This is a genomic window from Streptomyces sp. BK340 (assembly GCF_007827595.1).
Lineage (GTDB): Bacteria > Actinomycetota > Actinomycetes > Streptomycetales > Streptomycetaceae > Streptomyces.
The window spans coordinates 22,403-35,162 of record NZ_VISR01000051.1; the positions used below are offsets into that span (position 1 = coordinate 22,403).

2 protein-coding genes are annotated in these 12,760 nt (G+C 73.1%); both read right to left on the minus strand.

The window, feature by feature from the left end; genetic code table 11:
* Positions 1–42: 42 nt before the first annotated feature.
* The gene (locus FB157_RS45915) at positions 43–942 is read right to left on the minus strand and encodes a HemK/PrmC family methyltransferase (RefSeq protein ID WP_222441044.1); all 900 of its coding nucleotides are present in this window, start codon (positions 940–942) and stop codon (positions 43–45) included.
* Between the two features lie 190 nt (positions 943–1,132).
* Positions 1,133–12,760 (minus strand): type I polyketide synthase (locus FB157_RS45920; RefSeq protein WP_186581997.1); only part of this gene is annotated, 11,628 nt, incomplete at its 5' end.

A 12,760-nucleotide genomic window follows, 5' to 3' on the forward strand; every position in this document is an offset into this window, starting at 1 on the left:
CCAGTCTCACCTCGGTGGACTGCGGTTTTCCCTAGAGGCGGCCTATGCCCGGCGGTTGGTGGAGGGACCCGGGCGGCTGCGGGTGGCCTGGGCGTACAGGGGGTGTCCCACATACGCGTCCGGGTGGTCGGACACGTCTTCGAAGCGTTCGTCGGCGCGCAGGAGACCTGGTACGGATTCGGCGTGGAAGGGTCCGTGCTCGATGACGAGCGTGCCGCCCGGACGCAGCAGTCGCGCCGCCGTCTCCACGACATGCCGGGTGACGCGCAGGCCGTCGGGTCCGCCGAAGACCGCGTCCCGCGGCTGGTGCACGCCGAACTCGGCGGGTACGGGGGCCTCGTCAGGGGTGTACGGCGGGGAGGACAGCACCAGGTCCACCGTGCCGTCCAGCTCGGCCAGGGTCAGGGGCTGTGTGACGTCCGCCTGGTGCAGCACGAGGGGCGTGTCGCCGAGTGCGGTGCGTCGCGCGCTGTTGCGGCGGGCGTAGTCGAGGGCGGCCTGGTCGAGTTCCACCGCGTGCACCCTGGCGCCGGGGGCGTGGTGTGCGACGGCGAGCGCGAACGCCCCTGAACCGGTGCACAGATCGACCACCGTCGGGGCGGGGATGTCCGCGATCGCCTTCAGGCCACTCGCGAGAGTCGCCTCGCTCACGATCATGGGTACGAACACACCAGGACCGACCTCCACCTCGATGCCCGAGAGTGCGGCTCTGCCGGTGAGATACCCCAGGGGAACCCCCTCGCCCCGCCTGGCCACCAGCGCCTGGAACCGCGTGGCCGACTCGTCGCCGGGCTCGGTGCCCGGCGGCAGGCTGTCCACCGGTGCTCCGAACACGTGTGCCGCCAGGGCCTCCGCTTCCGCCCGCGGCGCCATCACCGCGCCCGACCGGCCCAGGGCGTGAACCGCGTCCTCGACATGTGCGTCGTGCGTCTTTCGTTCCACAAGCGCCACCCACCCCTGTCTCGTTGCCGTCCCGTGTGCGGGAGCCACCATGCACCCGAAATGTCTAGGGGAGATCTGAGACTTCTCGGACCGCAGGCGAAGGCCTCCGGTGCGGTGAGGACTCGGCATCCCCTCCGCGCCGGAGGCCTTCGTGGCGATCAGGACGGACCGGCGTTGCCGGTCCTCGCGATCAGTGCGCCTGGCGCGTGCCGGGCTCGCGGTACCGCCCGAGCCACTCCTCCACGATCTCGGCCGTCTTCGCGGAGTCCTCTCGGATCATCGAGAGATGGTCGGCGTCGACGAGGCGTTCGTCGGCACCCGTGACGAGCGGCTGCCGGCGGCGCGGGGCGTCCTGCTGCTCGATGGGCGCGGAGTCCACGCCCACCAGCGACCTGTCGCAGGTGACCAGCAGCACGGGAGCCGTCGTGTGCTGGACGTCCAGCTGGTTGAGCAGGACCATCCAGCGGCCCATCGCGGACAGCCGGGAGTTGGTCAGGCGCACCGGAGAGGCTTCCGCACCGGCGTCCCCGCCCGCTCCGCCGCCCCCGGCGAAGTTGAGCCGCATCATGCCGCCGTAGTCGATGCCTTCGCCGGCGTCGTGCCGGAAGCTGAAGGTGTCCAGCAGGACGACACCGGCGGGCCTGATCCCCCAGGTGTGCTCCAGCAGTCCGGCCGCGGCATAGGCGAAGGAGCCGCCGGAGGAGTGGCCGAGCAGGACGAAGGGCCGTCCTTCGCCGGCCCGGAGGGCGCTCTCGGCGATGGTGCGGGTGGCGACCTCCGGGGTTGCCGGGAGCCTTTCCCCGGTCGAGAAGCCGACCAGGGGCAGGGCGGACACGTCCCGCTTGCCGCGGAAGTGTGCGGCGAACCGCGCGTACTGGTGGATGCCCGCGTTGGCGGTGGGGGCGCTGACGCAGATCAGCCGCGGGCCCAGGTCTCCTTCGGCGAGGTTCGCCGCCCAGGGCAGGTCCTCCAGTTCGGCGGTCGCCTCGAAGCTCGGCCGCAGCGCCGCCACGGTCGCCAGCATGCGCTGGGCCTCGGTCACCTTCCCGGACGCGAGGGCGTCGGTGAACAGCCGCTCCAGGGAGTCGAGTTCGGGTGCGCCGGAGGGTGCCAGGAGGGCGCCGTCCGTCTCGTCGCCGGAGTCGGGCTGCCGGGTGGCGAGTTCGCCGCGCAGCCAGGCGGCCAGGTCGGCGGGTGTCTTGTTGTCGAAGACGACCGTGGCGGGGAGCCTGAGGCCGGTGACGGCGGACAGTTTGTTGCGCAGTTCGACCGCGGTGAGCGAGTCGAAGCCGAGCTCGTAGAAGTCCCGGTCCGACGCCACCTCGCCGGCGGTGTCGTACCCGAGGACGGTGGCGGCCTCGGTGCGTACGACGTCGGTGAGGAAACGCATCCGGTCCCTCTCGGGGAGTTCCAGCAGACGCCGGGTGAAGGTGACCGTCACGTCCGCGCCGCCCGCCTCGTTCACGGCGGTCCGCCGGGCGGTTCGCACCAGGCCGCGGAAGAGCGGTGGGACCTCGCCCTGCGGACGCATCGCCCCGCCCGCCAGTCCGATGGGGATGACCAGCGGCTCGGCGGAGCCGGTCGCGGCCTCGAAGAGGTCCAGGCCCTGTTCGACGGACAGCGGGGGCATGCCGCCGGACTGCATGCGCCGCATGTCGGTGTCGCTCAGCTCGCTCGTCATGCCGTCGTCCTGGACCCAGGGACCCCAGGCGAGCGAGGTACCGGTCAGTCCGAGGGCGGTGCGGTGGTCGATGAGCGTGTCGAGGAAGGAGTTGGCCGCGGCGTAGTTGCCCTGGCCGGGACTGCCCATGACGCCCGCGATGGACGAGAAGGTGAGGAACGCCGCCAGGTCGAGGCCGCGGGTGAGGTCGTGCAGGTTCCAGGCCGCGTCGACCTTGGGCCGCAGCACGGCCGACACACGCTCGGGGGTCAGGGAGGTGATGACACCGTCGTCGAGGACACCGGCGGTGTGCACGACCGCGGTGAGCGGGTGCTCCCCGGGGATCGCCGCGAGCAGCGCCGCCGCGGCGTCCCGGTCGGATGTGTCACAGGCGGCGATGGTCACGCTCGCCCCCAGCTCCCTCAGTTCGGCGGTCAGTTCAGCCGCGCCGGGAGCGTCCGGGCCACGCCTGCTGGTCAGCAGCAGGTGGCGCACACCGCCGGCGGTGAGGCGCCGGGCCAGATGGCGGCCCAGCGCACCGGTACCACCGGTGATCAGCACGGTGCCTTCGGGATTCCACACCGGCGGCATGGTGAACACGACGTCCTCGGCGGTCGGGTGCTCGCTCAGGACGGCCCGGGCGTGCCGGATGTCGTACGAGCGTGCAGCCGTGGTGCCGACGGCCGCGGCCTGTTCCCAGGTCCGGTCGGCCGGCAGCGGAGCGAGCTGCCGCTCGTCCAGGACGGCGAGCGGGCCGAGCGGCGCCGGCTCCAGGCCGACCACCCGGTCTCCGGGTCGTACCCCGCTCACCCCCGGGCCGGTCTCCGTGACCGTGCCCGCGACCCGGCCGAGCGGCACCGGGCCGTCCACGGAAACCGGCCCGGCCGCCCGCACGGCGAGGCGCACCTGTCCGGCGGCCAGGGGCTGAGCCGTCCGCGGACCGGGGGCGAGCCACAGTCCGTCCCCCTCGGCGCCGTCGGCGCGCTCCAGGCGCCACGGCACACCGGCCGGCGGCAGCAGGCTCGGGCCCGTGATCAGGCGGGCCAGCCGGCCCACCCGGACGACTCCGTCGCGTACGAGGAACTGGGCCTCGCCCGCGGCGAGCGGGCCGGAGAGGCGTGGCAGGGCCGTGGCGACGTCCTCGTCCCGCTCGATGTCGAGGAGGACGAAGCGGTCCGGGTGCTCGGAGTTGGCCGAGCGAACCAGGCCCCAGGCGGCGCCGCCCGTGAGGTCGCGCAGGGCTTCGGAGTCGCCACGGACGGCTCCGCGGGTGACGAACACCAGTCGCGAGGCGGCGAACCGCTCCTCGGCGAGCCATTCCTGGACCAGTTCGAGGACGCGGGTCGTCAGCGCGTGCACGGTGGCGGGCACGTCGTCGGCGTCCGCGGCGGTCAGGGACACGACGACCAGGTCCGGGGTGTCGGGGGCCGCCGAGGCGAGTGCCGCAAGGGAGGCCGTCGAGCCGCCCACCCCGAAGTCGTCCGTGCCGAGGGCCACACAGCGCATCGGCTCGCTCTCGCCGCCCGTCTCGGCCGGGACCCACTCCAGGCGGAACAGCGGATCGCGCCCTGCCCGACGGGACGGTGCCTCGGCCGGCGCCGCAAGCTCCAGCGAACGCACCGACAGTACGGGCGCGCCCTCGGCGTCCACCGCGCTCAGGGACACGGTGTCCTCGCCGCGGCGGACCAGCCGTACGCGCAGGACGGAGGCACCGCTCGCGTGCAGCGACACCCCGTTCCACCGGCGGGGCTGCCACCGCCGGTCCTCCGCGCCGAACCCGAGCAGCGTGGTGGCGTGCAGGGCGGCGTCGAGCAGGGCCGGGTGCAGTCCGAACCAGCGGGCGTCCTCGGCGATGCCGGCGGGAAGCGCCACCTCGGCGAGGAGTTCGTCGCCGCGCAACCAGGCGGTCCGCAGGCCCTGGAAGGCCGGGCCGTGACCGGATGCCTCGTGGAAGCCGTCCAGGTCGACGCGTTCGGCGCCCGCGGGCGGCCAGACCAGCGCGTCGAACGGAACGCCGGTCGACCCGTCGGACTCGGCGGACTCGTCGGAGACCAGCGTGCCGGTGGCGCAGCGGGTCCACGGTTCGTCCGGTGCGGCGTCCGCGGACCTGGCGTAGCAGACCAGCGTACGGGCCCCGGTGTCGTCGGGAGCACCGGTCCACACCTGGACGACGGGCTCCTCCGCACCGCCGAGCGGGAGCGGTTCGGCCAGGGTGAGGTCGGCGACGTGCGCGCAGCCGACCTGGTCGCCGGCACGGACGGCCAGCTCCAGGAAGGCGGTCGCCGGAACATGGGGGGTGCCGTTCACCCGGTGGTCGAGCAGCCACGGGTGGACCCGCAGGGAGAGCCGGCTGGTGAACAGCAGCCCGTCGGAGCCGGCCAGCGGCACCGCCGCGCCGAGCAGCGGGTGGTCGGCCGGCATGAGTCCGGCGGACGTCACGTCACCGGAGAGCGGTGCGGGGCGCGGCCAGTAGCGGTCGTGCTGGAAGGCGTACGTCGGCAGCTGGACGCTGCGGGCTCCCGTGCCGTCGAACAGGCGGGCCCAGTCGACCCGCACGCCGCTCACGTACATCCGCGCCAGCGCGGTGACCAGCGCCTGCTCTTCGGAGCCCTGCTTGCGCAGCGCCGGTACGACCACACAGTCCTGGTCGTCGCCGTCCAGGCTCTGCTGGGACAGGGCGGCGAGGACACCGTCCGGGCCGATCTCCAGGAACGCCGACGCGCCGGCCTCGCGCAGCGCCCGGACGCCGTCGGCGAAGCGGACGGTCCGGCGGACGTGCCGCACCCAGTACTCGGGGTCGCACACCAGCCCGGGGGCCGCCGGCTCACCGGTTACGTCGGAGACGAGCGGGATCATCGGCGCCGCGAAGGACAGTCCGGTCACGACGTCCCGGAAGTCGTCCAGCATCGGGTCCATCAGCGGGGAGTGGAAGGCGTGCGACACCCGCAGCCGGGACGTCTTGCGGCCCAGAGCCGCGAACTCCCGCCCGATCCTGAGCACTTCCGCCTCGTCACCGGCCAGGACCACTGACTCCGGCCCGTTCACCGCGGCGACGGCGACCGTGTCCGTGAGCCGCGCGACGGCTTCGGCCTCCGTGGCCTGGACGGCGAGCATCGCCCCGCCTTCGGGCAGCGCCTGCATGAGCCGGCCCCGGGCGGCGACCAGCGTGCAGGCGTCCTCCAGGGAGAGCACCCCCGCCACGTGCGCGGCGGCCACCTCACCGACGGAATGACCGGCCACGGCGTCGGGGCGTACGCCGAGGGAGACAAGGAGGCGGAAGAGCGCGACCTCGACGGCGAAGAGCCCGGTCTGCGCCCACACCGTCCGGTCGGCGCGGTCCGCGTCCGCACCCCAGATCACCTCCCGCAGCGGCAGTTCGAGGTGCCGGTCCAGGTGTCCGCACACGTCGTCGAAGGCCTGGGCGAACACCGGGAAGCGGTCGTACAGTTCACGGCCCATACCCAGGCGTTGTGCGCCCTGGCCGGAGAAGAGGAACGCCGTGCTGCGGCTCGCGGCCTCACCGCGGGCCACCTCGGTTCCGTCGATCAGGACGGCCCGGTGCGCGAAGACGGACCGACCGGTTGTGAGGGAGTGGCCCACGTCCAGGGCGGAAAGCCCGGTCTGCGACGTGATCCGCTCCAGCTGGGCATCGAGGGCCGCCGGGGTCCGGCCCGACACCACCCACGGCGCCACGGCGGGCACGACGGGCGTGTCAGCCAGGGCGGGTTCGGCGGGCGGGGCCTGCTCGATGATCGCGTGGGCGTTCGTACCGCTGATGCCGAAGGAGGACACACCTGCCCGCCAGGGCCGGTCCACCTCCGGCCAGGGCCGGGCCTCGGTCAGCAGGGACACCGCGCCGGCCGTCCAGTCGACGTGCGAGGTCGGCTCGTCGAGGTGCAGCGACTTCGGCAGGATGCCGTGCCGCAGGGCCAGCACCGTCTTGATCACACCGGCGACACCGGCGGCCGCCTGCGTGTGACCGATGTTCGACTTCAGCGAGCCCAGCAGCAACGGACGCTCTTGGTCACGGCCTTGGCCGTACGTCGCGAGCAGCGCCTGCGCCTCGATCGGGTCGCCGAGCGCGGTGCCCGTACCGTGGCCCTCGACGGCGTCCACATCGGCGGGCGAGAGTCCGGCGGCGGCCAGGGCCTGCCGGATCACCCGTTGCTGGGACGGCCCGTTGGGCGCGGTGATGCCGTTCGAGGCACCGTCCTGGTTGACCGCCGAGCCACGGACGAGGGCAAGGACCTGGTGGCCGTTGCGGCGCGCGTCCGAGAGCCGTTCGAGTACGAGGACACCGACGCCCTCGGACCAGTTCGTGCCGTCGGCGGCGTCCGAGTAGGCCTTGCACCGGCCGTCGGAGGCCAGTCCGCCCTGGACGGTGAAGCCCGCGAAGCTCACCGGGGTGGTCATCACGGTCACACCGGCCGCGAGTGCGAGGGAGCATTCGTCGTTGCGCAGGGCCTGCGCGGCCCAGTGCAGCGCCACCAGCGAGGACGAACAGGCGGTGTCCACGGTGACGGCCGGGCCCTCCAGACCGAGCGTGTAGGAGATACGGCCGGACATGACACTGCTGGCGAGGCCGGTTCCGGCGTGCCCGCCGATGTCCTCGCGGGAGTTCATCATCAGGGTCGCGTAGTCGAGACCGTTCGTGCCCACGAAGACGCCGGTCCGGCTGCCGTGCAGGGTGTCCGGTGCGATGCCCGCGCCTTCGACCGCCTCCCAGGAGGTTTCGAGGAGGAGGCGCTGCTGCGGGTCCATGGCCAGGGCCTCGCGCGGCGAGATCCCGAAGAACGCTGCGTCGAAGTCGGCCACTCCGGGGACGAATCCGCCCTCCAGGGTGGCGCTGCGACCGCGGCCGTCCTGGTCACCCGCGCGCAGGGTCCGCAGGTCCCAGCCGCGGTCGTCGGGGAACGCGGCGATGCCGTCGCCGCCCTCGCGGAGCAGCCGCCAGAGGTCGTCCGGCGAGCGTACGTCGCCTGGGAGCCGGCAGGCCATGCCCACGATGGCGATCGGATCATCCGCCGTCGCGGCGCCCACGGCGGCAGGGGCGCGCACGCCGTCGTCCGGCCGCTCGTGGAGCAGTTCGGCGAGCAGACGCTGAGCGAGGACGGTGGCGGTCGGGTAGTCGTAGACGGAGGTGGCCGGCACCTTCAGCCCCGTGGCGAGATCCAGTCGGCTCGCGAGTTCGACCGCGGTGAGCGAGTCGAACCCGAGGTCGCGGAACTTCCGGTCGGCTGCGACGGCTTCCGTCCCGGCGTGACCGAGGACGGCCGCCACATGGGTGCGTACGAGGTCGGTGACGAACGGCAGGCGGTCACCCGCGGGCAGGGCCCGCAGCTTCCGCCCGAGCCCGGAGGCTTCGGAGGCGAACTCCTCCCGGGCCGCCGCCGCTTCCTCGAGGGCTCGCCCGGCGGCGGGGAGTTCCCTCAGCAGAGGGTTGCCGCGCAGGCCGACGAGCGCGTCGAGGACCTGTGGCTGCTGGAGGTCGAGCAGGACCAGGGTGGGGTCGGGCCGGGTGACGGCCTGCCACAGGGCCGCGAGGGCCAGTTCGGGGTGGACGACGGGGACGGAGGCCCGGCGTGGCGGGGCATCCGCGGCGTCGGCGTCGGCGTCCCGTGCCTCGACGGCTGTTTCGAGGGTGTCGGTCGTGTCCTCGTCCCACCAGGCGCCCCAGGACAGCGAGGTCGCCGCAAGTCCCTGGGCCCGGCGGTGGTGGGCGAGGGCGTCGAGCACCGCGCCGGCCGCCGCCACGGTGGCCCGCCCCGGACCGCCGACCGCCCCGGCCACTGAGGAGAACAGCACGAAGGCCGACAGGTCCAGATCGCGTGTCAGTTCGTGCAGGTGGAGGGCGGAGGCCGCCTTCGCCCGGTGGACGGCGTCGAACCGCTCGGCCGTCAGCTCGTCCAGCACCCCGTCGTCGACGACTCCCGCGGCGTGCACCACCGCGGCGAGCGGCGCCTCCGCCGGGATGCCGGCCAGTACCGAGGCCAGGGCGTCCCGGTCTGCCACGTCACAGGCGACGGCCGACGCCTCGGCACCCAGCCGCCGCAGATCGGCGACGAGGTCGTCCGCACCGGGTGCCTCGGGACCACGTCGGCTGACGAGCAGCAGACGGTGCGCGCCCGCGCCCGCCAGCCGACGGGCCACCCGGGCGCCCCGGCCACCGGTACCCCCGGTGATGAGCACGGTGCCACGAGCCTCCGGCGCGTCCGCCGCGCCCGGCTGCCATCCGGCGTCGGGCGCCCCGGCGGGGGCGGGCGTCAGCCGGCGACCGTAGGCGGCGGACGCCCGCACCGCGACCTGGTCCTCGCCGTCGAGGCCGGCCAGCACCGCCGCGAACCGCCGCGCCGCGTGAGGGTCGATCGTCCCGGGCAGATCGATCACACCACCCCACCGCTGCGGGTGCTCGAGCGCCGCCACACGCCCGAGTCCCCACACCCCGGCCTGGGCCGGGGCGGACAGTACCTCGGAGGCACCGACCGCCACCGCGCCGCGCGTCACACACCACAGCGGTGCGGTCACCCCGGCGTCGGACAGGGCCTGGAACAGGGCGGCGGTCGCCGTCACACCGTTCTCGCCTTCCAGCGCGAGGAGTGACAGCACGCCCGCGAACGGGGTTCCCGAGTCGGGCAGTTCGCGCAGTTGCCGGGCCAGAACGGCGCGCTCCGACGACGGCTCCGTGTTCAGGCAGAGAGTGTCCGCCCCGATGGCGTCGACGACGGCCGTCGTCCACTCCTCGGCGGAGCCGGGGGCGGGAGCGAGGGCGGGAGCGACGACGAGCCAACGGCCGGCCGGGCGGGCGTTCGCCACGCGGGACAACGGTTGCCACGTCTCATGGAAGCGCAGCGCGTCGAGCTGCGACTGGTCACGGCGGTGCCGCCGCCAGGACGACAGCGCCGGCAGCACCGCTTCGAGCGCCCCGCTGTCCACGTCGAGGTCCGAGGCGAGGGCGGCCAGATCCCCACCCTCGACGGCGGCCCAGAAGCCTGCCTCCGCGGGATCCGCCGCGGGAACAGCAGCCGTCGCCCGGGCAGGGCCGGTCTCCGGCCAGTACCGGTCACGCTGGAAGGCGTACGTCGGCAGATCGACGCGCCGGGCACCGGTGCGGTCGAACAGCGAGGTCCAGTCGAGCCCTGCGCCGCTGACGTGCAGCCGCGCCAGGCCGGAGACGAGTGCCTGTTCCTCCGTGCGGTCCTTGCGGAGGGCGGGGACAGCTACAACTGCGCTGTCGTCCACGCAGACCGCCGTCAGTGCCGTGAGGACGCTGTCGGGACCGAGTTCCAGGAAGGCGGTGGCACCGGCCTCGCTCAAGGTGCTGACTCCGTCGGCGAAGCGGACGGTCTCACGGACGTGTCGCACCCAGTACTCCGGGTCGCACACCAACTCGGACGACGCCAACTCACCCGTCACGTTCGACACCAGCGGAATCTCCGGCGCCGAGAAGGACAGCCCCGCCACAACCGCCCGGAAGTCCTCCAGCATCGGGTCCATCAACGGCGAGTGGAAGGCATGCGACACCCGCAGCGGCGTCACCCTGCGCCCCAGCACCTCGAAGTGGGAGCGGATCGACTCGACCGCGTCCTGGGCGCCGGAGACCACGACCGACGACGGACCGTTGACTGCAGCAACAGACGTGAACTCGTCCAGAACCGGCCGCACTTCGTCCTCGGTCGCCTCGACGGCGAGCATCGCGCCACCCTCGGGCAGCGCCTCCATCAGCCTGCCGCGGGCAGCCACCAGCGCGCAGGCGTTCTCAAGGGAGAACACCCCGGCCACGTGCGCGGCAGCCAGCTCGCCGATCGAGTGCCCGGCGACGAACTCCGGTCGCACCCCGAGTGATTCGACGAGGCGGAACAATGCCACCTCGACCGCGAACAGACCGCTCTGGGTGTACAGCGTCCGGTTCAACAGATCAGCGTCATCACCCCACACGACATCACGCACGGGACGGTCGAGGTGCTCGTCCAGGCCCGCACACACCGCGTCGAACGCCTCCGCGAACACCGGGAACCGGGCATACAACCCACGCCCCATACCCAGCCGCTGCGACCCCTGACCCGAGAACAACACCGCCAACGACCGCTCAACCGCCACACCACGCGCGACCTCGACACCGTCCACCAACACCGCCCGGTGCTCCAACGCCCCGCGTCCGGCGGCCGCGAGGGAGTAGGCCAGGTCCAGCGGGCTGATGTCGTCGAGGGTGGTGATGCGCTCGACTTGAGCGTCGAGCGCCGTCTCGGACTTGCCCGACACGGTGCAAGGCAGGACGGTGGGGGTCACTTCCGGGTCGGTGTCGTCGGGTTCCACCGGCGGGGCCTGCTCGATGATGGTGTGCGCGTTGGTGCCGCTGATACCGAAGGCCGACACCGCCGAGCGGCGCGGCCGGTCGCTCTGCGGCCACGGCATCGTCTCGGTGAGGAGTCGTACGTCACCGGCAGTCCAGTCGACGTGCGTGGAGGGTGCGTCGACGTGCAGGGTGCGGGGCAGCACCCCGTGCCGCATCGCCATGACCATCTTGATCACCCCGGCCACACCGGCCGCGGCCTGCGTGTGACCGATGTTCGACTTCAGCGAGCCGAGCAGCAACGGACGCTCCGGATCGCGATCCCGCCCGTACGTGGCGAGCAGCGCCTGTGCCTCGATGGGGTCGCCGAGCGTGGTGCCCGTGCCATGGCCCTCTACGGCGTCAACCTCCGTGGGTGACAGGCCGGCGTTCGCGAGGGCCTGGCGGATCACTCGTTGCTGCGAGGGGCCGTTGGGGGCGGTCAGGCCATTGCTGGCGCCGTCCTGGTTGATCGCCGAACCGCGGAGGACCGCCAGCACCTGATGTCCGTTGCGGCGGGCGTCCGAGAGCCGTTCGAGTACGACGACGCCGACGCCTTCCGACCATCCGGTGCCGTCGGCCGCGTCCGCGTACGCCTTGCACCGGCCGTCCGTCGCCAGACCGCCCTGCCGCGTGAAGCCCGGAAAGCCGAGGGAGGACGACATGACCGTGACGCCACCGGCCAGAGCCAGGGTGCACTCACCGCTGCGCAGCGACTGGGCGGCCAGATGCATGGCGACCAGCGACGAGGAGCAGGCTGTGTCGACGGTGACCGCCGGCCCCTCCAGCCCGAAGGTGTACGAGACACGGCCGGACACGACACTTGCGGCGAGACCGGTGCCGGCGTGTCCCTCGATGTCCTCCGCCGAGTTCATCACGAGGGTCAGGTAGTCCTGGCCCCCGGTACCGACGAACACACCGGTAGCGCTGCCGCGCAGCGACGCCGGGTCGATGGCCGCGCGCTCGATCGCCTCCCAGGAGGTTTCGAGGAGGAGCCGCTGCTGCGGGTCCATGGCCAGGGCCTCACGCGGAGAGATCCCGAAGAAGCCCGCGTCGAACTCGCCGACTCCGTGCAGGAACCCACCCTTGGCCGTCGCGCTTCGACCGCGCCCGTCGGGCCCATGCCCTCCGCCGAGGAGGGTGCCCAGGTCCCAGCCCCGGTCGGTGGGAAAGTCGGCTATACCTTCCCGCCCTTCCGTGACGAGCGCCCACAGATCCTCCGGGGAGTCGACACCTCCAGGCAGTCGACAGGCCATCCCGACGATGGCGATGGGGTCGTCTGCCGCCCCCGCGACCACGGCGGTCGGCACGTGGACGTCGCTGTTCTCGTCGAGCAGTTCGGTGAGGAGCTGCTGGGCGAGGACGGCCGGGGTCGGGTGGTCGAAGACCAGGGTGGCGGGCAGGCGCAGTCCGGTGACGGCGGTGAGCCGGTTGCGCAGCTCCAGCGCAGTGAGGGAGTCGATGCCGAGGTCGTGGAAGTCGCGGTCCGCGTGGATGGCCTGAGCAGAGGCGTGGCCCAGGACAGAGGCGGCCTCCGTCCGCACCATGTCCACGACGAGGCGAACCCGCTCGCCCTCACGCAGGTCCCACAGCCGCGCCGCGAGTGCCACCGCGGCGCCCGAACCGCTCGCCGTCGTCGCAGCCATGCGCCGCCCGCCACGGACGAGACCACGGAACATGGTCGGGACCTCACCGCGCATACGGGGCGAGGTGGAGGTGGTGAGCCGTCCGATGGGGATGAGGTGGGGTTCGTCGAGGGTGGTGGCCGTATCCAGGAGGGCCAGGCCCTGCTCCACGGTCAACGGTGGGATACCCGAGGAGGTGATCCG